This is a genomic window from Erwinia tracheiphila, assembly GCF_021365465.1.
In the GTDB taxonomy this organism is placed as follows: Bacteria; Pseudomonadota; Gammaproteobacteria; order Enterobacterales; family Enterobacteriaceae; genus Erwinia; species Erwinia tracheiphila.
Genome location: NZ_CP089932.1, coordinates 1,426,556 through 1,448,074 on the forward strand (window position 1 = coordinate 1,426,556; position 21,519 = coordinate 1,448,074).

Genomic DNA, 21,519 nt, shown 5'->3' on the forward strand with positions numbered 1-21,519 from the left:
GATAGAAATGGCTGATATTCAAGACCTGATCGACAGGCTTAACAGTTCAAGCAAACATGAGATTTTTTGGCTCGGTGCAGCAGATAAGAGCCAGATAAGCAACCTTGAAAATGCCCTAATGTGTATTAGTCGCGACTTGATCTGACACTGGACCTTGAAAGGTTGAGAGTTACCGGTTTTGATATGGGTGTCTAATCCTTAAACAAAACGCGAGGTAACTCTCATGATTCATACTAACAATCCCATCATCAAACACAAAGCCGGCCTGCTCAATCTCGCCGAAGAACTCGGTAACGTATCAAAAGCCTGCAAGATCATGGGCGTGTCACGCGACACGTTTTACCGTTATCAGGAACTGGCTGCTGAAGGCGGCATCGATGCGCTGATTAACCAGAACCGCCGCGTCCCCAACCTGAAGAACCGCGCCGACGAAGCCACTGAACGCGCTGTTGTTGAATATGCCGTTGAGTTCCCGGCCCACGGGCAACACCGGACCAGTAATGAGCTGCGTAAAAAAGGCGTGTTTATCTCCGGTAGCGGCGTGCGCTCCATCTGGCAACGGCACGACCTGGAGAACTTCCGTAAACGCCTGAAGGCACTTGAGGAAAAGGTCGCCAGAGAAGGCATCGTGCTTACCGACGCTCAAATCGCAGCGCTGGAGAAGAAGGCCCACGATGACGAGGCCAGCGGAGAAATCGAAACTGCTCACCCGGGTTATCTCGGGTCGCAGGACACCTTCTACGTGGGCAATCTGAAAGGTGTGGGTCGTATCTACCAGCAGACGTTCGTGGATACGTACTCGAAAGTGGCACACTGCAAGCTGTATACGAGTAAAACGCCGATCACCGCCGCAGACCTGCTCAATGATCGCGTACTGCCGTTCTACGAGGCTCAGGGACTGCCGATGCTGAGGATCCTGACCGACAGGGGAACGGAGTACTGTGGTAAGGTGGAGCAGCATGATTACCAGCTGTATCTGGCCATCAACGATATCGACCATACAAAAACGAAGGCGATGTCTCCGCAGACGAACGGCATCTGCGAGCGCTTCCATAAAACTATTTTGCAGGATTTTTATCAGGTTACGTTCCGTAAGAAGTTATACGAAGACCTGGAGAGCCTGCAAACGGATCTGGACAACGGGTTGTGGCATTACAATAATGAGCGAACTCATCAGGGAAAAATGTGCTGCGGGCGTACGCCAATGGCCACGTTACTTGATGGTAAACGAGTCTGGGCAGAAAAAAATCTGAACCAGATGTAATCTGACAGACACCTGTATAAATAACCGGTAACTGTCAGATCAGGTCTGAGCTAGTACAACTAAAGTCAAGTCTGTCCTCCTCAATTTTATTTTAGATGAGGTATATAATGAACGTCAGTCTGACACCAGAAGAATGACGATGGCTGCTCAAACCACCATGTCACATATTCGTTAGACGAAATGCTGAAGACTGATGTAACCGAAAAGCGCGCTAACTAAAAGGCTGTTCGTATTTTGCAAACAATGCGCATTCTTCATAATTATTAAACTCGCCTGTAAACGTCTCATATTGTTCAGCATCAATACTCGTAATCTCATCAAGGCGAGTGGTAGGTGTAACAGCAGTTAGCCCCTGAAAGGTGTTGCCATGTTGGTTGGGCGGGTTGAATGAAGGCGTGTTAGCGTTCGCTTCCTGTTTCGCCGCGTTGGAATGAATATTTTTAATCTCACCGGGGCAGATCGCAGGCGCGGAGGTGTTTATATCCTGAAAGGTGTTGCCATGGCGGTTGAGTAGGTTATATAAGGGGTTTGACGCTCAACGGAACGATTTCACACGTTAAGATTTTTTTGTCCGATAAATCAGAATATTAGAGCCAGTACATAGATTTGTGTAATTGCCTGATTTTGATATGTTCAATCCAGCATCAAAAGCAGGTTAATTTATGGACGAAAAACAGTCGCAGGCCCTGGCTAACGAACTGGCCAAAAATCTCAAAACCCCTGACGATATCAGTCAGTTTGAGCGCCTGCTGAAAAAAATCAGTGTCGGGGCGGCGCTCAACGCCGAAATGACCCGTCACCCCGGCGACGATAAAAATCAGCCCAGACCGGCGACCAACGCCCGCAACGGCCACACCCAAAAGACGGTTATCACCGGCGATGGCCCGCCGGAGCTGCGTATACCGCGCGATCGTGATGGCCCCTTTGAACCGCAACGGGTAAAGAAAAACCAGACCCGGAGCACCGGGGTGGATAACCCGATCCTATCGTTGTACGCCAAAGGGATGACCACCGGCGAGATAGCGGCCGCATTCAAAGAGCTGTATGACGCCGATGCCTCGCCAGCGCTGGTCTCAAAGGTAGCTGATGCCGTCATGGAGCAGGTCACCGGATGGCAAAACCGGCCACTGGATGCCGTTTGTCCCATCGTTTACCCTGACTGTATCGTCCTGAAGGTCCGGCAGGACAGTCGCGTCATCAATAAATCCGTGTTCCTTGCCCCGGGTATCAACATCGAAGGCCAGAAAGAACTGCCGGGTATGTGGCTGGCCGAAAACGAGGGCGCGAGGTTCTGACTCCATGTGCTGACCGAATTAAAAAACCGCGGCCTGAACGATATCCTCATCGCCTGTGTTGATGGTCTGAAGGGCTTCCCGGACGCTATCAACGCGGTGTATCCGCAGGCCCGCGTCCAGCTGTGCGTCGTGCATATGGTGCGCAACAGTCTGCAGTTCGTCTCCTGGGAGGGCTACAAAGCCGTCACCCGTGACCTGAAAGCCATCTGTCAGGCCACCACGGAAGAAGCAGGCGCGGGAAGCGTTCGCCGGCGCCCGGGACAGCCGCTACCCGCAGATAAGCCGGAGCTGGCAGGCAAACCGGGCCAGCCTGTCGACGTTCTTCGCTTACCCGGCAGACATCCGCAAGATGCTCGACACGACCAGCGCCATCGAGTCGCTGAACAGCGTGATCCGGGATGCCATCAAGAAACGGAAGGTGTTCCCGACTGACGACGCAGTGAAAAAGGAGGTGTGGCTGGCAATCCAGGCCGCATCACAGAAATGGAGGATGCCACAGAGGGACTGGCGTATGGCGATGAGCCGTTTTATTATCGGGTTCGGTGACCGCCCGGACGGCCACTACTGAGAAAAGGCATTTACACAGAATCATGTACAGGCTCGAATATTACGGACAGTGAAAAAACCGATTAAAACGGTGTGTTTTTAATCGATAAATTGTATTAGTCGCGACTTGATCTGACAATGGGCCTTGAAAGGTTGAGAGTTACCGGTTTTGATATGGGTGTCGAATCCTTATACAAAACGCGAGGTAACTCTCATGCTTCATACTAACAATCCCATCATCAAACACAAAGCCGGTTTACTCAATCTGGACGAAGAGCTCGGTAACGTATCAAAAGCCTGTAAGATCATGGGCGTGTCGCGAGACACGTTTTACCGTTATCAGGAACTGGCTGAAGAAGGCGGTATTGATGCGCTGGTTAATCAAAGTCGTAGGGTACCCAACCTGAAGAACCGCGCCGATGAGGCCACGGAACGTGCGGTTGTTGAGTACGCCGTTGAGTTCCCGGCTCATGGTCAGCATCGGACTAGCAATGAACTTCGTAAAAAAGGCGTGTTTATCTCCGGCAGCGGCGTGCGCTCCATCTGGCAACGACACGACCTGGAGAACTTCCGTAAACGCCTGAAGGCGCTTGAGGAGAAAGTCGCTAAAGAAGGCATTGTGCTTACCGATGCCCAAATCGCAGCGCTGGAGAAAAAGGCGCATGATGATGAGGCCAGCGGCGAAATCGAGACGGCACATCCGGGTTATCTGGGCTCGCAGGACACCTTCTACGTTGGCAATCTGAAAGGTGTTGGCCGTATCTACCAGCAGACGTTTGTGGATACGTACTCAAAAGTGGCACACTGCAAGCTGTATACAAGTAAAACGCCGATCACCGCCGCCGACCTGCTCAATGATCGCGTATTGCCGTTCTACGAGGCTCAGGGACTGCCGATGCTGAGAATACTGACCGACAGGGGTACGGAGTACTGTGGTAAAGTGGAGCAGCATGATTATCAGCTTTATCTGGCCATCAACGATATCGACCATACGAAAACGAAGGCGATGTCTCCACAGACGAACGGTATCTGCGAGCGCTTCCATAAAACCATTTTGCAGGATTTTTATCAGGTTACGTTCCGCAAGAAGTTATATGGAGACCTGGAAAGCCTGCAGGCAGATCTGGACAACTGGTTGTGGCATTACAATAATGAGCGAACTCATCAGGGTAAAATGTGCTGCGGGCGTACGCCAATGGCAACTTTACTTGATGGTAAACGGGTCTGGGCAGAAAAAAATCTGAACCAGATTTAATCTGACAGACACCTGTATAAATAACCGGTAACTGTCAGATCAGGTCTGAGCTAGTACAGATAAATGACATTTAACGGACACTACTGCTCATTAATCGATTTTCCGGACGACCCTTCTCGCCTAACGTGAGTTTTCGTTCGACTGAGCATCAGGCTCCAATTACTGTAATCAGGGTTTTTCGAGATTTTTACCGACCTCTTCAAGTAGAGACAGAAACTCGTTAAAACAGAAATGCCACGAGCCGTCAGGGCTGGGGAATATATCTATCTTAAGTCCTTCGCCGGGTTCATTTGAAATTTCGGCAACTTGTTCTGTATTCTCATATATATCGTAAACAGCGTTTTCTCTGTCTGGCCAATTGGCCAGTTGGGCATTTAATTTTTTCATTTTCTTGTGTCTCCAGGAAACCAATTAATTTACCATCTTTACTATAGCGTATACCTTTTCCATCTTTTGATACAATATCAATGACTTTTGCGAATCTGCCTGCTGATTTGGATGTGACTGTTTTATTTTGATCATTAAGAATACTGTCAACAATCATCTGTGTCTGTTCGTTTTTAACTGTGGGAGTTCCTGTAGCTTTGAGAAAAATATTTCCCTGTCTGTCTCTATGTTTTTGTAGTGCTCTTCCTGCTTTAGTCAAATCTCCTTATCCATTTCAGCTGCTGCTTTTTATAAGTGTTCAATTGAAAGCACGACAATTCTCGGCTGAGAATACTACGTCTGACAGAAATCAGCGACTTACTTTGGTGTGGTTTCAGATTTTCTTTAGAGATAAACACAAGGGTTAGTTTCAGTAAGCAGATGGCCAGCCCTTACATTTACCGCGGTTGCCTTTGTCATCAACGACCACCCTGACGTCCACGCCGCGCCCAGCGATTTCACCACCTCAGGCGGGAACTGTAGTCCATTAGTCGAATGCTCTCCCGGGCGTCGTCCTGTGCCCTGAAGACCAGCTGCTGTACGCTGCCCTCCAGCGAAAATCACCGCAACGGCTGCACCTGTTGAGAAGGTCAGCCACAGTGCAGTAGTCACTATTTGTATATTCACTTTCATTTCAGGCTCCTTGTTAAGCTGGCCCCAGCCCGTCAGTCAGTTCAAAAACCATGATTCAAAAGAGTCGTGCGTTATCGCCGTCTCACAACGGCATATGCAGATATCGTCATAACCGCCGCTGTGGTTAAACTAAACCTGGCTGGGTGAGTGCCATAAAAAAGAGCAGCCATGCCGCAGGCACTACTGCTGCCGTTAATCGTGTCCTGGTAAAGAAAACAGCAGAAGAGAGAAGGCGCACAGAAGAACAGGTCAGACAAACGAAGACAGCACCTGAGCTGAATAGCAACGCCGGATAGTCGATCACTTTGAAGGAACTCAGCCCGGATTGTGCGATCTGAGCAATCGCCAAACTAAAACAAATCACCAACCGGACTGACCCTGTACATGATTCTGTGTAAATGCCTTTTCTCAGTAGTGGCCGTCCGGGCGGTCACCGAACCCGATAATAAAACGGCTCATCGCCATACGCCAGTCCCTCTGTGGCATCCTCCATTTCTGTGATGCGGCCTGGATTGCCAGCCACACCTCCTTTTTCACTGCGTCGTCAGTCGGGAACACCTTCCGTTTCTTGATGGCATCCCGGATCACGCTGTTCAGCGACTCGATGGCGCTGGTCGTGTCGAGCATCTTGCGGATGTCTGCCGGGTAAGCGAAGAACGTCGACAGGCTGGCCCGGTTTGCCTGCCAGCTCCGGCTTATCTGCGGGTAGCGGCTGTCCCGGGCGCCGGCGAACGCTTCCCGCGCCTGCTTCTTCCGTGGTGGCCTGACAGATGGCTTTCAGGTCACGGGTGACGGCTTTGTAGTCCTTGCAGGAGACGAACTGCAGACTGTTGCGCACCATATGCACGACGCACAGCTGGACGCAGGCCTGCGGATACACCGCGCTGTTTCGCGGCTATCCGGCAACGATAAGAACCGATCAGGGCCCGGAATTTACCAGCCGTGCGCTCGAACAGTGGGCTTTTGAGCATGGTGTAGAACTGCGACTTATCCAGCCGGGTAAGCCAACACAGAACGGATTTATTGAGAGTTTTAACGGACGCTTTCGGGATGAATGCCTGAATGAGCACTGGTTCAGCGATATTCTTCATGCCCGGAAAATCATTAATGACTGGCGGCAGGATTATAACGAGTCCAGACCTCATTCATCGCTGAATTACCAGACGCCGCTTGAATTTGCAGCATGCTGGCGAAATGGGAAACATGAAGAAAAACCAACCGACATTACTAACTGAAGGTTGTATCTAATACTGGGGGCAGGTCAGTTGAAGTTAACTTGCCAATAACACTGATTGATGAGTTTCCAAAGGATGCAGCTTCTACATACTGACCCCACCAGCTCATCATCTCTCTACGTTGTTCAAGGTATTGAGCGCGATTGTAAGCTCTCCTGACTTCGTTAGTATCGATATGTGCTAACGCAGCTTCAATCACATCAGGAGGAAAACCTTTCTCGTTAAGCACTGTTGAGGCAATCGCTCTCATCCCATGAGCGACAAGAAGATCTTTGAAGCCCATCCGTTTAAGCGCCATGTTTGCTGTCTGACTATTCATTGGTTCAAGTGGATTACGGTAGCCAGGAAAAACATAATCTCTGTGCTTACTGATGGGCTTCATCACTTCCAGAATAGCCAAAGCTTGCTCAGAAAGCGGAACGATATGCTCACGCTTCATCTTCATGCGGCCAGCAGGGATACGCCATTCTTTTGCGGCAAAGTCGATCTCATCCCAGCGAGTGGTTGACGCTTCGGCAGGTCGGATCATCGTTAGTAATTGCCATTCGATAAGACAGCGAGTTTGTCGTCCGATACTGGCAAATGCCAGAGTTTTCATCAAAAGGGGGAGTTGCTCTGGAGGTAGGGCAGGGCGGTGCTTTACCTTTGGTTTATGGAATGTTCGCCCGATTCGTGCTGCGGGGTTTACAGATACCAGCCCAGAATTAAGGGCGTAATCCATAACTTCATTTGTATTAGTCGCGACTTGATCTGACACTGGACCTTGAAAGGTTGAGAGTTACCGGTTTTGATATGGGTGTCTAATCCTTAAACAAAACGCGAGGTAACTCTCATGATTCATACTAACAATCCCATCATCAAACACAAAGCCGGCCTGCTCAATCTCGCCGAAGAACTCGGTAACGTATCAAAAGCCTGCAAGATCATGGGCGTGTCACGCGACACGTTTTACCGTTATCAGGAACTGGCTGCTGAAGGCGGCATCGATGCGCTGATTAACCAGAACCGCCGCGTCCCCAACCTGAAGAACCGCGCCGACGAAGCCACTGAACGCGCTGTTGTTGAATATGCCGTTGAGTTCCCGGCCCACGGGCAACACCGGACCAGTAATGAGCTGCGTAAAAAAGGCGTGTTTATCTCCGGTAGCGGCGTGCGCTCCATCTGGCAACGGCACGACCTGGAGAACTTCCGTAAACGCCTGAAGGCACTTGAGGAAAAGGTCGCCAGAGAAGGCATCGTGCTTACCGACGCTCAAATCGCAGCGCTGGAGAAGAAGGCCCACGATGACGAGGCCAGCGGAGAAATCGAAACTGCTCACCCGGGTTATCTCGGGTCGCAGGACACCTTCTACGTGGGCAATCTGAAAGGTGTGGGTCGTATCTACCAGCAGACGTTCGTGGATACGTACTCGAAAGTGGCACACTGCAAGCTGTATACGAGTAAAACGCCGATCACCGCCGCAGACCTGCTCAATGATCGCGTACTGCCGTTCTACGAGGCTCAGGGACTGCCGATGCTGAGGATCCTGACCGACAGGGGAACGGAGTACTGTGGTAAGGTGGAGCAGCATGATTACCAGCTGTATCTGGCCATCAACGATATCGACCATACAAAAACGAAGGCGATGTCTCCGCAGACGAACGGCATCTGCGAGCGCTTCCATAAAACTATTTTGCAGGATTTTTATCAGGTTACGTTCCGTAAGAAGTTATACGAAGACCTGGAGAGCCTGCAAACGGATCTGGACAACGGGTTGTGGCATTACAATAATGAGCGAACTCATCAGGGAAAAATGTGCTGCGGGCGTACGCCAATGGCCACGTTACTTGATGGTAAACGAGTCTGGGCAGAAAAAAATCTGAACCAGATGTAATCTGACAGACACCTGTATAAATAACCGGTAACTGTCAGATCAGGTCTGAGCTAGTACACTTCATTGATACGCTGGCTTAGACGTTTAACCGTTTCGAGTCTTCCGGCAGCGTGTGTTGGCTCTAATGCTCCGATGAACTGCTGAACCGTGATGTTAGCAATGGGCATAGAGCCAATATGTGGGAATACATATTTACTCATAGAACGCCAGATATCGTTTAACGTATGAGTTGCCAGCCCCGCTGATTCTTTGGTTTTGAACCAGTCTCCTGCAACCTTTTCAAAGGTGCTTTCTGTGGCACTTTTTTGCCGCAACTGCTCGGTTTTTTTATGCTCCTGCGGATCAATATCTTTGCTCAATAGAAGACGGGCATCTTCACGAAGTTGACGAGCCTCAGAGAGAGATACAGCAGGGTAAGCACCAAAGCTAATCATGGCGCGTTTGCGAGTGAAAGGTTTGTAATAGCGGAATCGCCAGAGTTTTGAGCCGCCGGGCTTAACCAGTAGTTCTAAGCCGTCCCCGTCATACAGGATAGTGGCACGTTCAGTCGCTTTGGAATTCTTGACTTCGGTGTTGTTAAGGGGCTTTGTCTGACGCGCCATATCATTCTCCAATCACTGGTTAGGCATATGGCTCAGACGACAAAATGGATTGTATGCCTAAATATATGCCTAAAAATGTTGGATTTCACTGTATCAGTGTGGACTTTGCTAGACAATAGAAAAAAAGCAGGTCGGTGCAACCTACTGTTTATTCTTTTTTTATAGCCTTGTCTGGACTTCACTAGACAAAACGTTGGGGGAATTTGGTCGGCACGAGAGGATTTGAACCTCCGACCCCTGACACCCCATGACAGTGCGCTACCAGGCTGCGCTACGTGCCGATATTTGAAGCGTGATTCTACTGAAATCTTTTATGAATGCAAGTCTCTAAGATGTTGACTGCTATGAAAATAGCCAATATCGCTATTATTTGATTCAGTTGGCAATAAAGCGTTTTTCTTCCGTTAGCACTTGCAACAATAACGCCAGCTGCGGTTTGTGATCTTTCAACTGGTTTCCTGCGTTGTCCCAGGCGGTATAGCTGCCGTTATTATCCAGCAAAAGGGTAATCTGGGAAGTGGTTACCACCAGCTTATGATTGCTGTTGCTGGCTACCCAATCATTACGTCGGCGTGCTGCAAACAGGTCTTCGCCCTGTGAATAGTCAGACGGTGCGGTGCTGACGTGCAGCAGCCGTTGCATTAAGGTGGTCATTATGTCCGCGTGATCGGTCAGTTTGTTTATCTGCTGTGCCGGGGTATTTGGCCAGTGGACAATCAGAGGCACGCGCAGATTAGCCCTATTGCCCATGCTGATATCACCATCTAAGGCCACGCCGTGCTGGGCTGTGATAACTACGACGGTATTATCAAGCACTCCTTTAGTACGCAAAACAGACAACACATGCTGAATCTGGTTATCGACATCACTCGCGTTACGCTCATAGTGATGAAGAAATTTATCCTGATTACTGTCAGCAAGGCCTCTCCCCGAAAAGGACAGATAGGAAAACCAGGGGGCATTGGTGCTGTTCTGTTCTTCAAACCAGGTTTGCCATTGAACAACTGTTTGCCCATCATGCTGGATGTTTGAAGGTGGCAGTGAATAGTCAGCTAACAGAGCTTGCCGGTAAAGCGGCGAGGCAAAACCATCTGAAGCAAACAGGCCGAACTGATAGCCTTGTTTACTAAGCGCATCGATCAATGCAGAAGGCATGCGTGCCGACAGCACACCGTCCATATAGCTGGGGGATATTCCGTAGAAAAGACCAAAAAGTCCGCTGTCGGGAGCGCTACCTGAGCTGAAATGCTGGGTAAAATTGAGGTTTTGACTGGCGAACTGTGCCAGATGGGGAAGCGACTGCTGCAACGTTGCTGCATTTAGCCCGTCCACCGTTATCATCAGTAAATTATTATGTGTTCCGCCATCTCGAAAAAGAATGTTATTCAGCGGGTAGGCCACCGAAACGGCCCCGGGCGCACCCTGTTCAACCAGTCTGCGCTGATATTCCTGTGCATTGAGCAACCCATGCTTTTCGAGAAAACGGCGCGCGGTCATGGGATATGAAAGCGGCAGATTAGCGCGCTGCATGGTGATTGGGCGGTAGAAATTTGCATCAGCCCAAATGTACATAATATGGCTGCTACAAAATGCCGAGATAAACAGCACGGCAAGTGGCTTACCAAAATTACGTCGGTTAAGACTGCGAAGTTTCTGCCAGCTCCAGGTAGCAAACAGCATTTCTACCAGAAATATCGCTGGAACGCTGATAAACATCAGTTGCCAGTCTCGAGTCAGTTCACTTTGATCGGGGTTGATGACCAGTTCCCATACCACCGGATTGAGGTGCAGATGGAAACGGTTGAATACGGCGCTATCCACAAGAATAAGCGTTAAGCCCGCTGTAGCAACAATCGCAGACAGGAAGCGCAGCAATCGTTGTGACATCACAACAAACGTCAGCGGAAAGATAATCAGCAGATAAGTTGCAAAAACGATAAAACTGAAATGGCCGATCCAGCTGGTAAAGGCATAAATACGCCCGACCAGCGATGCAGGCCAGTCAGAGACAAACAGGTAACGGCTACCTAAGATGAAAGCAAAAAGAATATTAAACAGGGCGAACCAGTGCCCCCAGCCTATCATCTGGGAGACTTTTTCACGGTAGCGCTGCTGACTTGTTACCATACCGGGGTCAAAATTATCACGTTAACGAATCTTATCTTCACGCACGGAGGCCCGCAGCGCATCGGCAAACGAACCCGCCAGTGCACTACGCTGTGCAGATGATACGCTGGTGTTAATCAAATTGGTTACCATATTTCCAAGCACCATCAGGGAAAGGTCGGTCGGCGCATTATCTTTTTCAAGAATATTGACCATGTCTGCGAGAAGTTTTTCCACTCGCTCGTCACTGTATCGGGACTGTTGTGGCATAGGGTCGAATTTACTGAGTATTAAAGGGCTTTATCCTAACGTAAACGTGAGATTTTTTCTGCACTTTTATCGCGAGATATTGGTTAATATTGTTGTCTGTTGATTGCTGCCCCGGCGAATGATTGAATACGCGTCCCGGTCATATTAAGGAGAGTTTACTATGAGTCTGGATATCGAGCAGATTGCCCTGCATCAGATGATAAAACGCGATGAGCACCCGCTGGAATTGGTGCTTCGTGATTCGTTGCTGCCTGCCAATGGCCCGGTGATCGCTATGATGGAAGAGCTTCATCGCGTTTATAGCGTTAAAAATAAAGCCTGTGGTTTATTTGATCAGGAAAGTGAACTTGCCGCTGCATTGCGCAATTGCCGAAAAGGTGAGGATGATTTCCTGGCATTCAGTCGGACTGCTACCGGGCGCCTGCGTGATGAACTGGCAAAATATCCCTTTGCTGATGGTGGTATCGTTCTTTTTGGACATTATCGTTATCTGGCAGTCGAATATTTGCTGATCGCCGTTCTCAGCAGTCAAAACAGCATGTATGTGAATGAACAACTGGATATCAGCAGCACGCACTATCTTGATATCCATCATGCCGATATTGTTGCGCGTATTGATTTAACAGAATGGGAAACTAACCCTGAATCCACGCGCTATCTGACTTTTCTGCGTGGTCGCGTTGGCCGTAAGGTTGCAGACTTTTTTATGGACTTTCTCGGTGCCAGCGTCGGGCTGGATACGAAAGCGCAAAATCGTGGCCTGCTGCAGGCCGTTGATGATTACTGTGATCAGGCAAGTCTTGATAAGAATGAACGCCAAAACTATCGTCAGCAGGTCTACAGCTACTGTAATGAGCAGTTACAGGCGGGACAGGAAATCGAACTGGAAGAATTATCCGGCGAGCTGGCACCCCTTAGCGAGAAAACCTTTCAGGCTTTCACGCAGGAACAGGGCTATGAACTGGAAGAACGTTTCCCTGCCGATCGTGGTACCTTGCGCCAGCTGACTAAGTTTGCCGGAAGTGGGGGAGGGCTAACCCTGAATTTTGATGCGTTGCTACTGGGGGAGCGAATTTTCTGGGATGCGGCTACCGATACGCTGACGATCAAAGGCACGCCACCCAACCTGCGCGAACAGTTACAGCGTCGCAGCGGCGGGGGGTGAACAAAGCCACCTTAATTGCAGGTGGCTGCAGAGCAGACCATAGCGAGTTTGTGATGCTTAACGACCAGGATAATCAGGCAAAGCCAAAACCGGCCCGATAAATATATCCGCAGACCGGGGTTTTAATCAGGCAAAAAAACGCCGCATTAAGCGGCGTTTTTTACTGGTATCGAACGGTAGTTAAGCGCGAACGAAATCGATGTGGTGCAGTTTTGGCTTGAACGGATGACGCTGAACAGCCTGCACTTTTACTTTGGTTTCTTTACCATTGACAACCAGAGTCAGCACGTCGGTGTAGAACTCAGGTTTAGCCTGCATGTTCATCACGGAGTCATGATCCAGTTCGATGGCAACAGCTGCATCTTTACCGCCATAAATAATGGCCGGGAATTTGTTAGCTGTACGCAGGCGGCGGCTCGCACCCTTACCCTGCTCTTTACGTTCTTCTGCATTGATAGTGAACATTGTTCAGTCTCTTAAATTGATTTTCCTGCTACAGGCGACCCAGCAACAGGTTGGTATTTCAGCTTGTGCGGTTGCAAAAGCGGGGCGGATTATAGCCTTACTTCGGGTGTGCGGGCAACGGCTATATGTCGCCTTGATACTGCTCACCTACATTCACCCGGCCTTGTGATTCAGCGAAGCTCATGGGCACGACGATAACGCCCCTGATAATCGAAAACTTTTTCACGGACCTGCCAGAAATGGCGTTGTTTGCGTGCTACAACAAAATCGGGATGGCGTAGCAATGGCTGAAGTGCAACGATATCAGCCGCACTATTCCAGCTCAGTGGGGTACCCGGCGCACGCAGATGAGGCCGCAGGAAAATCTGCTCAAATGCAGTGCGCTGTGCGGGCGTGCTGAGGCGAAAGCGCTCATTCACTTCGGTCGCATCCTCATCGTAATAACGTGCTTTGAGCCACTCTCCTTTCTGGTCTGCCCCACACTCAAGCTCCATTGCGGCACAGCGCAACACCAGCGCATCTTTTAACTTTAGTGCGGCTTTTAACATATCATCCGGGTCCACCAGCACGGCCTCACACTGGTGACAGCGGCGTGCCGCTATATCGTTCTCGGCCAGACAGTGCGGGCAGCATTTATAGCGAAAACGGTAATAGCACTGCTGACGCTCGCCATCGCTGTTTTCAATAATTCCCTTGCAGCGGCGACCAAAGTGTTCAATAAGGGTGCCATCGGCGGCCGTTTTCCCCCAGAAGATATTGGCGAAACCGCAGCACGGACAAAAAACCTGCACCGGCTGGTTGTCACTTTTTCCCTTTGGTGTACCTACCTCAGGTGTAAAAATGTCATGGGGATTACCAGCATAGTCGAGGATCAAGCAGTCACGCTTGCCGGGGCAAAGCCGTAGCCCTCGTCCAATAATTTGCTGATAGAGACTGACCGATTCAGTAGGTCGCAGGATGGCTATCAGATCGACATGCGGTGCATCAAATCCGGTGGTTAATACGGCAACATTGACCAGATAGCGCAGTTGGCGTGCTTTAAAGGCGGCGATTAATGCATCACGCTCCACTGCGGGCGTGGCCGCCGTAATCAGTGCGTTGTCATCCGGCAGCAGGCCTGCGACTTCTCTGGCGTGTTCGACCGTTGCGGCAAAAATCATTACGCCCTGACGAGATTGTGCAAATTCAATGATCTGCCGGATGATATGGGGCGTAATACGACGTTGCTGTTTCAATTCGTGGTTAAGGTCTGCTTCGCTAAAAAGGCCATTTTCTTTTACGGCAATCCGACTGAAATCATACTGGACAACAGGCATATCGAGCCTTTCTGGTGGGACCAGAAAACCGTTTTTAATCATATAGCGCATAGGCAATTCGTAGATACAGTCGCGAAACAGGGCATGTTCATCACCTCGCACCATCCCGTGGCAATGAAACTGATATATCCATCCTTTGCCCAGTCGGTAGGGAGTCGCGGTGAGGCCCAGCAGCCGCAACTGCGGGCTACGTAAACGAAGGTAGTGGAGAATTTGCTGGTACTGGCTGTCCTCAGCATCGCTGATACGATGGCATTCATCGACAATAAGTAACGTAAATTCACTGTCAAATTGTTGCAGATTGCGCGCCACCGACTGCACGCTGGCAAATACAACCTTGCTCTGACTTTCACGCCGTTGCAGCCCTGCGGCAAAAATATCAGCGTTCAACCCGTAAGACTGGTATTTACTGTGATTTTGCGCAACCAGCTCTTTAACATGGGCCAGCACCAGTACGCGACCACGCGCCCGTTTCGCCAGTTCAGCGATGACCAGACTTTTACCCGCTCCGGTGGGCAGAACAATGACCGCAGGAGCGCAGGAGCGACGAAAGTAGTTAAGCGTAGCTTCAACGGCCTCGTGCTGATACGGGCGTAGTGTAAATGACATTGATTTTTCAGCTGCTCAACGATCAAAAGCGCATTATGTCATGAAAGTAGAGCGCGGACGAAGCGGACTCTGTGCCTCCGAAGGAACTCCCGATATACTTGCCGTCTGAAATGCGGATATGACGTCATAGCGAACACACCGTTTTTTCTCCTGGCGTCTCTTTAATGAGGCGTCTGTTTTTCTTTGAGACAGGCAGTACAGATTTAATGCGACTTGATAAATTTTTATCTCAGCAACTCGAAATCAGCCGGGCTATCGCCGGACGTGAACTACGTGCACGAAAAGTCACTGTAGACGGTGAAGTCGTTCGCGATGGTGCTTTCAGGCTGACTGCTGAAAATGAAGTGAAATACGACGGCAATCTGCTTCAGCTGGAAACAGGGCCTCGTTACTTTATGCTCAATAAACCGCAGGGTTACGTCTGTTCGACGGACGATCCCGATCACCCGACGATTCTTTACTTTCTGGAAGAACCTACTGCCTACAAATTGCATGCCGCAGGAAGGCTGGATATCGACACCACGGGACTGGTGCTGATGACCGACGATGGGCAATGGTCACATCGCATCACGCCACCTCGCCATCACTGTGAGAAAACCTATCTGGTGACGCTTGAATCACCGCTGGCTGATGATGTGGCAACGAAATTCCAGCAGGGCGTGCAGCTGCATAATGAAAAGGACCTGACTAAACCGGCCTTGCTGGAGGCTATCAGCTATAACCAGGTGCGGCTGACTATCAGCGAAGGACGCTATCATCAGGTGAAGCGTATGTTTGCTGCCGTGGGGAACCACGTAGTGGCATTACATCGCGAGCGTATTGGTGACATTCAACTTGATGCTCAACTGCAACCCGGTGAATATCGGGCGTTGAATGCAGAGGAGATAGCCAGCATCAGCGTCAGAAAAGACAAAACAAAAGTGAATAAGGAATAACAGGGTGCGTAAGGAAATGAATTCGTCGCTCGGGCTGGTGGTGATCCTTGGCCTGTTGGCAATGTTAATGCCGTTGTCGATTGATATGTATCTGCCAGCACTGCCGGAGATTGCCAGGGAGTTTGGCGTCACCGCAGGAAGCGTACAAATGACGCTGAACATTTACATTCTGGGGTTTGCGCTGGGTCAGTTAGTCTATGGACCACTGGCCGACAGTTTTGGCCGCAAACCGCTCATCTCTCTGGGGACGCTGATTTTTTCGGTTGCTGCTGCGGCCTGTGCGATGGCACAGACCATCGACCAGCTGATTGTTATGCGCCTGCTGCACGGCCTGTCAGCCGCCGCTGGCAGTGTGGTGAGCAGTGCCCTTATGCGTGACTGCTACTCGAAAGAGGAGTTCTCCCGCATGATGTCATTTATGATGATGGTAACCACTATCGCACCTTTGCTTGCGCCGATAATCGGCGGCTGGTTGCTGCAGATTTGGAGCTGGCATGCCATTTTTTGGACCCTTTCGATGGTGGCCGTCGTCACCACGATTATGGTCGCGACGCAAATCAGGGAAACCTTGCCAGCAGATAAACGCCAGAAATTCAACCTGTGGACGACGTTAATCAATTTCCTTTATCTTGTTCGCCACAGGCAGGCGTTCAGCTATATGCTGGCCAGTGGATTATCTTTTGCCGGAATGTTCTCTTTTCTTAACGCAGGTCCCTTTGTCTATATTGAATTGAATCATATATCACCCCAGGATTTTGGCTATTATTTTGCCCTGAATGTGGTTTTTCTTTTCCTGATGACGCTGGTTAACAGCCGATCGGTACGCCGTTTTGGTCCGGTAATAATGTTCCGTTTTGGCTTGTCTGTTCAGTTTGCCATGGCGCTGTGGCTGGTGGTGGTGAGCGCACTGAATCTCGGATTTCTTCCGCTGGTTTTTGGGGTTGCCATGTACATTGGTTGTGTTGCGATGGTGTCGTCAAATGCTATGGCGGTCATCCTGGAAGAATTTCCACACATGGCCGGAACGGCATCGTCACTGGCGGGAGCGCTGCGTTTTGGCGTGGGTGCACTGACAGGGGCGCTGCTTTCCACCTTCACATTTACCGATGCCTGGCCAATGGTGGGTTCCATATTTATTTGTGCCTCACTTTCTGTGCTGCTTTTTATGGCTGCAATCGGCTCGCGTAAAGATGCAGTTTGAATGACGGTTGAATAAATTTTTCGGCAGAGGGTAAGTCTGTATTTTGTTGCTATAATGTGAAATTATTCTCGCTTAACTATACATTTATGAAATAAAATAATTATTATCTGAATGATTACAAGGTAAAAATAATGTTAATAATGAGGCCTGACTCGCAGAAATTAACGCTGTTATCAACCTTAAAGGCAGCGACAGTTAATCACGGCGTTCTCTGAAATCAGCCTGGTTCCTCAGACTGACTATACAGATCCTGGTGTTTGCATGAATACATTACAACATTCAGTGATTCATCGCTTAACGCAGAGTTATCGGTGGGGCGGAAGCAGGCCAGGTGTAACTGCTGAACCTCTTCTTTTCAGTAACGTTGCCACCGACGACGATTTAGTCAGCCTCAGCCTGTTAAGGCATCATGGTGTCCAGTCATAGGACATCATGCAGACGCTTAAAGATGCACTAACGGAAATACAGCCCGACTGTTTCATCATTGGATGGGAAGGAGAACCCTGCCTGTTTGTTGCTCGTCACGACGAGTGCGCAGCAACCTGCTGGCTTAAAAATTTTGGCGTTGGCATTGACGAACCCTTCAGGAATGCCAACGCCTGATTGGAAAATCTGGCACTGGTTTTTATTTTAGTGCCAGCAATTGTTGCGTATAGGGTTGTTCTGGCGCGATAAAAATGTGTTCACACTCTCCTTGCTCAACCACTTCTCCCTGTCTTAATACCACCATCTGATGGCACAGTGAACGAATTACCTGCAAATCGTGGCTGATAAAAATATAAGCAAGGCTGTGATCCTGCTGCAGCTTTTTGAGCAAAGTAAGAATCTGCTTTTGCACCGAGCGATCAAGAGAAGAGGTCGGTTCATCCAGAATAATCAATTTGGGCTTGAGAATAACTGCCCTTGCAATAGCTATGCGCTGTCGTTGCCCACCCGAGAAGGCGGTGGGATAACGATGCCGCGTCTCTGGATCCAGACCGACTTCCCGCATAACCGCAATGACGCTTTCTTCACGCTGTGCGAGGGACAGTTCTGGATGATGCACCAGTAAACCCTCCGCAATAATCTGCGCTACCGTTAGTCGGGGATTCATCGATGAATTTGGATCCTGAAATACCACCTGTATCTGACGTCGAATTGGTAACATTTTTCGTCGATCAAACAGATGCAGAGGCTGTTCATCGAACCAGATCTCACCTTGTGACGCAATTAACCGTAACAGAGCCAGCCCGGTCGTGCTTTTGCCTGAACCGGACTCGCCTACCAGTCCCAGTGTTTCGCCTGACCGAAGCGTGAAACTGAGCGATTTTAATGCGTGGTAAGGTTCATCTGTCCGCCGCATCAGGCTGCGTTTGACCGGGAGGTACACCGTGAGTGCCTGAACGCGCAGTAAAGGCCGCGCGAGCGTATCGCACGGGGCGGGCAGGCCATCAGGCTCTGCATCCAGCAGTGCGCGGGTATAAGGGTGGGAGGGGGCGCTGAACAGCTGCTGCCAGCTGTTACTTTCCACATTCTGACCGTTTTGCATCACGGCGACATTATCTGCCAGCTGGCGGACGATGTTCAGATTATGGGTGATAAAAAGCAGACCCATATTTAATTCCTGTTTAAGCTCTTTCAGCAAAACCAGAATCTGCGCCTGCACCGTGACATCCAGCGCTGTAGTGGGTTCATCAGCAATCAAAAGTGCTGGCTGGGTCAACAATGCCATCGCAATCATTACCCGCTGCCGTTCGCCGCCCGATAGCTGATGAGGAAAAGCATTGAGCCGCTTGCTGGCCTGACGTATCCCCACGCGATCAAGACAGTTTAACATTTCTGCACGGGCAGCTTCTTTACGCATTCTACGGTGCAGGGATAACACTTCGTACAGCTGTTTTTCTATATTGTGCAGTGGGTTAAGAGAAACCATCGGTTCCTGAAAGATCATCGCTATACGATTGCCCCGCAAAGCACGAAGTGTATTTTCGCTGGCTTTCAGGAGATCGTTGCCTGCAAACATGATTTCGCCCTGCGGATAAATTACCGGTGGCTCCGGCAGCAGGCGCATGATCGACAGCGCGGTGACGCTTTTACCCGAACCAGATTCACCCACCAGTGCCAGGGTTTCTCCGGCAGCAACAGACAGTGAAAGATTGTCCACTACCTGACGGCTTGCAGCGCCCTCGCGAAAAGCGATGCTTAAGTTTTTTATGGTTAGCAGAGACATCAATATACCTTACTGGGATCGAAGGCGTCGCGCACCGCTTCACCAATAAAAATTAACAGAGAGAGGACGATTGCTAACGTCAGGAAAGCGGTGATCCCAAGCCAGGGTGCCTGTAAATTATTTTTTCCTTGTAACAGTAATTCACCCAGTGAAGGTGAACCCAGCGGCAGACCAAAACCGAGGAAATCGAGTGACGTCAACGTAGTAATAGAACCGCAAAGAATAAAGGGAAGGTAGGTCAGTGTGGCCACCATGGCATTGGGAAGCATGTGCCGCAGCATAATCTTGCCGTCACTCACCCCCAGGGCCTGGGCTGCGCGGATGTAGTCAAAATTACGCGCGCGCAAAAATTCGGCCCTGACCACGCCAACCAGTTGCATCCAGCCGAACAGCACGGTAATCGCCAGAAGCCACCAAAACCCAGGTTGAATAACGCTTGAAAGCAGGATGATCAAAAACAGTGTTGGCATCCCGGACCAGACTTCGATCAGCCTCTGGCCCCATAAATCCAGACGTCCGCCGTAATAGCCCTGACAGGCTCCCACGACCACGCCAATCGCGCTGGAAATCAGCGTAAGCATCAGTCCAAACAGCAGTGAGATACGTGTGCCGTAAAGTAACCTGGCCAGCACGTCACCGCCGTTAGCATCGGTGCCTAACCAGTTATGAACGGAAGGCGCAGAAGGAAAGGGGACGGTGGAAGTAAAGTTAATCGTGCCGTCGCCGAAACGAACCGGTGCCCAAATGGCCCATCCTTGTTGCTCAATACGTGATTTCAACCATGGATCCTGATAATCGGCCGCGCTGGTCAGCGGACCACCGAAATCGGATTCGCTGTAATTAATAAGCAACGGGAATCGGATCTGGCCCTGATAGCTGACCAGCAGGGGTTTATCGTTTGCCAGTAACTCGGCACCAAGACAAAGCACAAATATCACGGCAAAAATCCACAGTGACCAGTAGCCACGGCGATTGTGACAGAATCTCGCCCAGCGGGCCTGGTTAACAGGGTTCATGAGCGTGCCTCAAAATCAATGCGCGGGTCGACCAGCGTATACGTAATATCACTCACGATATTCAGTAACAGGCCAATCAGGGTGAAGATATAAAGCGTGCCGAACATAACGGGATAATCGCGTTGAATGGTGGCATCGTAACCCAACAGGCCAAGGCCATTGAGTGAAAACATTACTTCAATCAGTAATGAACCGGTAAAAAACATGCTGATAAAGGTGGCGGGAAATCCTGCGATAACCAGCAGCATAGCGTTACGAAATACGTGCCGATAAAGTATTTTATCTTCGCTCAACCCTTTCGCTCGTGCGGTTACCACGTACTGTTTGCGAATTTCATCCAGAAACGAGTTTTTAGTCAGCATGGTTAATGTCGCAAAACCGCCAATCACTGTGGCAGTGACTGGTAAGGCGATATGCCAAAGGTAGTCGGTAATCTTGCCGTACCACGGCAGGCTGTCAAACTGCGAGGAAACCAGCCCGCGAAGCGGAAACCAGTCCAGGTAACTGCCGCCCGCAAATAGCACAATCAGGAGTGTTGCAAAAAGGAATGATGGAATGGCGTAACCGACAATAATGATGGTGCTGCTCCAGATATCAAAAGCACTACCGTTGCGTACGGCCTTTTTGATCCCCAGCGGAATGGACACCAAATAAATAATCAGCGTGCTCCACAGGCCAAGCGTTACGGAAACCGGCAGGCTGCTTTTGATTAATTCAATGACGGAACTGCTGCGAAACAGGCTGTCACCGAAATCGAAGCGCAGATAATTCCACAGCATACTGAAATATCGCTGGTAAAGCGGCTTATCAAAGCCATAGCGTTTGGTAATTTCAGCCACTACCTCCGGATCCAGACCTCGGGAGCCGCGATACTGGTTGTCGCCCGGATTCAGGTTTGACGTATGCCGATTTTGTCCCTGCAACGCGTCGGCAGCGCCGGGCATCCCGCTGATTTGCCCGAATTCTATATTAGCCAGAGCCTGATCCACCGGGCCACCGGGCGCGATTTGCACAATAAAAAAGTTAATAGTAATGATCGCCCACAGCGTGGGAATAATCAGTAACAGTCTGCGTAGCAGGTAATTGCCCAAGCTCTGC

The 21,519-nt window shown here is 50.0% G+C and carries 18 protein-coding genes, 1 tRNA gene and 5 pseudogenes; 10 read left to right on the forward strand and 14 right to left on the reverse strand.

The features are described from left to right. Positions 1 to 7: 7 nt before the first annotated feature. The 4 genes and pseudogenes from LU633_RS07425 to LU633_RS07440 all read left to right on the forward strand — a co-directional run bounded on the left by LU633_RS07425 (position 8) and on the right by LU633_RS07440 (position 4,360). On the forward strand, positions 8 to 145 hold the full coding sequence (locus LU633_RS07425) for a hypothetical protein (RefSeq protein WP_161797004.1): 138 nt from the start codon (positions 8 to 10) through the stop codon (positions 143 to 145). Between the two features lie 78 nt (positions 146 to 223). Further along, on the forward strand, positions 224 to 1,264 hold the full coding sequence (locus tag LU633_RS07430; RefSeq protein ID WP_046371791.1) for an IS481 family transposase: 1,041 nt from the start codon (positions 224 to 226) through the stop codon (positions 1,262 to 1,264). A 662-nt stretch (positions 1,265 to 1,926) separates the two neighbouring features. Further along, positions 1,927 to 3,127 (forward strand): annotated as a pseudogene (locus LU633_RS07435) (IS256 family transposase). Positions 3,128 to 3,319: 192 nt separating this feature from the next. Beyond that, positions 3,320 to 4,360 carry an IS481 family transposase gene (locus LU633_RS07440; RefSeq protein WP_046371818.1) on the forward strand — a complete coding sequence of 347 codons (1,041 nt, stop codon included), beginning with the start codon at positions 3,320 to 3,322 and terminating at the stop codon, positions 4,358 to 4,360. Between the two features lie 319 nt (positions 4,361 to 4,679). Here the strand turns inward: LU633_RS07440 and LU633_RS07445 are convergent, their stop codons facing one another. The 4 genes and pseudogenes from LU633_RS07445 to LU633_RS07460 form a co-directional block, all read right to left on the reverse strand. Further along, positions 4,680 to 5,006, reverse strand: a complete 327-nt coding sequence (locus tag LU633_RS07445) for a hypothetical protein (protein WP_152664309.1) — start codon at positions 5,004 to 5,006, stop codon at positions 4,680 to 4,682. A 125-nt stretch (positions 5,007 to 5,131) separates the two neighbouring features. After that, entirely contained in the window at positions 5,132 to 5,419 is a 288-nt protein-coding gene (locus LU633_RS07450; RefSeq protein WP_016192991.1) for a hypothetical protein, read from the reverse strand. Positions 5,420 to 5,543: 124 nt separating this feature from the next. Then, positions 5,544 to 5,786 carry a hypothetical protein gene (locus tag LU633_RS07455; protein ID WP_072052882.1) on the reverse strand — a complete coding sequence of 81 codons (243 nt, stop codon included), beginning with the start codon at positions 5,784 to 5,786 and terminating at the stop codon, positions 5,544 to 5,546. Between the two features lie 41 nt (positions 5,787 to 5,827). Further along, positions 5,828 to 6,305: pseudogene (locus LU633_RS07460) on the reverse strand (transposase); the annotation flags it as partial. Here LU633_RS07460 and LU633_RS07465 point away from each other — a divergent pair. Beyond that, positions 6,301 to 6,654 (forward strand): annotated as a pseudogene (locus LU633_RS07465) (integrase core domain-containing protein); the annotation flags it as partial. The pseudogenes LU633_RS07460 and LU633_RS07465 overlap by 5 nt on opposite strands. On the opposite strand, the pseudogene LU633_RS07470 reads toward LU633_RS07465, so the two are convergent. Further along, positions 6,647 to 7,390 (reverse strand): annotated as a pseudogene (locus LU633_RS07470) (tyrosine-type recombinase/integrase); the annotation flags it as partial. The pseudogenes LU633_RS07465 and LU633_RS07470 overlap by 8 nt on opposite strands. Positions 7,391 to 7,486: 96 nt before the next feature. Between LU633_RS07470 and LU633_RS07475 the strand changes: the two are divergent. Further along, positions 7,487 to 8,527: an IS481 family transposase gene (locus tag LU633_RS07475; RefSeq protein WP_046371791.1), complete on the forward strand. Its 1,041-nt coding sequence runs from the start codon at positions 7,487 to 7,489 to the stop codon at positions 8,525 to 8,527. Positions 8,528 to 8,577: 50 nt separating this feature from the next. Here the strand turns inward: LU633_RS07475 and LU633_RS07480 are convergent, their stop codons facing one another. The 4 genes from LU633_RS07480 to LU633_RS07495 form a co-directional block, all read right to left on the reverse strand. After that, complete coding sequence (locus LU633_RS07480; RefSeq protein ID WP_016192989.1) at positions 8,578 to 9,129, reverse strand: integrase arm-type DNA-binding domain-containing protein; 552 nt, start codon at positions 9,127 to 9,129, stop codon at positions 8,578 to 8,580. A gap of 204 nt (positions 9,130 to 9,333) precedes the next feature. Further along, positions 9,334 to 9,410 (reverse strand) — tRNA-Pro (locus tag LU633_RS07485). A gap of 94 nt (positions 9,411 to 9,504) precedes the next feature. Then, a complete protein-coding gene (gene yejM, locus LU633_RS07490; protein WP_016192988.1) occupies positions 9,505 to 11,256 on the reverse strand; it encodes an LPS biosynthesis-modulating metalloenzyme YejM in 1,752 nt (583 codons plus the stop codon). 21 nt (positions 11,257 to 11,277) lie between these two features. Further along, positions 11,278 to 11,505, reverse strand: a complete 228-nt coding sequence (locus tag LU633_RS07495) for a YejL family protein (protein WP_016192987.1) — start codon at positions 11,503 to 11,505, stop codon at positions 11,278 to 11,280. Positions 11,506 to 11,665: 160 nt separating this feature from the next. Here LU633_RS07495 and yejK point away from each other — a divergent pair, with 160 nt between their 5' ends. Then, a complete protein-coding gene (gene yejK, locus LU633_RS07500) occupies positions 11,666 to 12,670 on the forward strand; it encodes a nucleoid-associated protein YejK (protein WP_016192986.1) in 1,005 nt (334 codons plus the stop codon). A 180-nt stretch (positions 12,671 to 12,850) separates the two neighbouring features. Here the strand turns inward: yejK and rplY are convergent, their stop codons facing one another. Continuing rightward, positions 12,851 to 13,135, reverse strand: coding sequence for a 50S ribosomal protein L25 (gene rplY / locus LU633_RS07505; RefSeq protein WP_016192985.1), 285 nt, complete (start codon positions 13,133 to 13,135; stop codon positions 12,851 to 12,853). A gap of 170 nt (positions 13,136 to 13,305) precedes the next feature. Continuing rightward, positions 13,306 to 15,060, reverse strand: a complete 1,755-nt coding sequence (locus tag LU633_RS07510) for a DEAD/DEAH box helicase (RefSeq protein WP_016192984.1) — start codon at positions 15,058 to 15,060, stop codon at positions 13,306 to 13,308. 206 nt (positions 15,061 to 15,266) lie between these two features. Between LU633_RS07510 and rsuA the strand changes: the two genes are divergently transcribed. The 3 genes and pseudogenes from rsuA to LU633_RS07525 all read left to right on the forward strand — a co-directional run bounded on the left by rsuA (position 15,267) and on the right by LU633_RS07525 (position 17,799). After that, positions 15,267 to 15,995: a 16S rRNA pseudouridine(516) synthase RsuA gene (gene rsuA / locus LU633_RS07515; RefSeq protein ID WP_016192983.1), complete on the forward strand. Its 729-nt coding sequence runs from the start codon at positions 15,267 to 15,269 to the stop codon at positions 15,993 to 15,995. Positions 15,996 to 15,999: 4 nt separating this feature from the next. Next, positions 16,000 to 17,196: a Bcr/CflA family multidrug efflux MFS transporter gene (locus LU633_RS07520; protein WP_016192982.1), complete on the forward strand. Its 1,197-nt coding sequence runs from the start codon at positions 16,000 to 16,002 to the stop codon at positions 17,194 to 17,196. 261 nt (positions 17,197 to 17,457) lie between these two features. After that, positions 17,458 to 17,799 (forward strand): annotated as a pseudogene (locus tag LU633_RS07525) (hypothetical protein). Positions 17,800 to 17,821: 22 nt separating this feature from the next. Here the strand turns inward: LU633_RS07525 and yejF are convergent. Genes yejF through LU633_RS07540 form a run of 3 tightly spaced genes read right to left on the reverse strand, consistent with a single transcriptional unit; the run spans position 17,822 to position 21,512 of the window. Beyond that, complete coding sequence (yejF, locus tag LU633_RS07530; protein WP_016192980.1) at positions 17,822 to 19,405, reverse strand: microcin C ABC transporter ATP-binding protein YejF; 1,584 nt, start codon at positions 19,403 to 19,405, stop codon at positions 17,822 to 17,824. Next, on the reverse strand, positions 19,405 to 20,421 hold the full coding sequence (locus tag LU633_RS07535; protein WP_016192979.1) for an ABC transporter permease: 1,017 nt from the start codon (positions 20,419 to 20,421) through the stop codon (positions 19,405 to 19,407). Before LU633_RS07535 ends, yejF begins: the two co-directional genes overlap by 1 nt. Beyond that, complete coding sequence (locus LU633_RS07540) at positions 20,418 to 21,512, reverse strand: microcin C ABC transporter permease YejB (RefSeq protein ID WP_016192978.1); 1,095 nt, start codon at positions 21,510 to 21,512, stop codon at positions 20,418 to 20,420. The genes LU633_RS07535 and LU633_RS07540 overlap by 4 nt, the downstream gene beginning before the upstream one ends. Between the last annotated feature and the right edge of the window lie 7 nt (positions 21,513 to 21,519).

Excerpts from the sequence above, each read along its gene's own strand:
- LU633_RS07425 (WP_161797004.1), top strand. The coding sequence starts at position 8 with ATGGCTGATATTCAAGACCTGATCGACAGGCTTAACAGTTCAAGCAAA.
- LU633_RS07430 (WP_046371791.1), top strand. The coding sequence starts at position 224 with ATGATTCATACTAACAATCCCATCATCAAACACAAAGCCGGCCTGCTC.
- LU633_RS07440 (WP_046371818.1), top strand. The coding sequence starts at position 3,320 with ATGCTTCATACTAACAATCCCATCATCAAACACAAAGCCGGTTTACTC.
- LU633_RS07450 (WP_016192991.1), bottom strand. The coding sequence starts at position 5,419 with ATGAAAGTGAATATACAAATAGTGACTACTGCACTGTGGCTGACCTTC.
- LU633_RS07475 (WP_046371791.1), top strand. The coding sequence starts at position 7,487 with ATGATTCATACTAACAATCCCATCATCAAACACAAAGCCGGCCTGCTC.
- LU633_RS07480 (WP_016192989.1), bottom strand. The coding sequence starts at position 9,129 with ATGGCGCGTCAGACAAAGCCCCTTAACAACACCGAAGTCAAGAATTCC.
- yejM (WP_016192988.1), bottom strand. The coding sequence starts at position 11,256 with ATGGTAACAAGTCAGCAGCGCTACCGTGAAAAAGTCTCCCAGATGATA.
- LU633_RS07495 (WP_016192987.1), bottom strand. The coding sequence starts at position 11,505 with ATGCCACAACAGTCCCGATACAGTGACGAGCGAGTGGAAAAACTTCTC.
- yejK (WP_016192986.1), top strand. The coding sequence starts at position 11,666 with ATGAGTCTGGATATCGAGCAGATTGCCCTGCATCAGATGATAAAACGC.
- rplY (WP_016192985.1), bottom strand. The coding sequence starts at position 13,135 with ATGTTCACTATCAATGCAGAAGAACGTAAAGAGCAGGGTAAGGGTGCG.
- LU633_RS07510 (WP_016192984.1), bottom strand. The coding sequence starts at position 15,060 with ATGTCATTTACACTACGCCCGTATCAGCACGAGGCCGTTGAAGCTACG.
- rsuA (WP_016192983.1), top strand. The coding sequence starts at position 15,267 with ATGCGACTTGATAAATTTTTATCTCAGCAACTCGAAATCAGCCGGGCT.
- yejF (WP_016192980.1), bottom strand. The coding sequence starts at position 19,405 with ATGTCTCTGCTAACCATAAAAAACTTAAGCATCGCTTTTCGCGAGGGC.
- LU633_RS07535 (WP_016192979.1), bottom strand. The coding sequence starts at position 20,421 with ATGAACCCTGTTAACCAGGCCCGCTGGGCGAGATTCTGTCACAATCGC.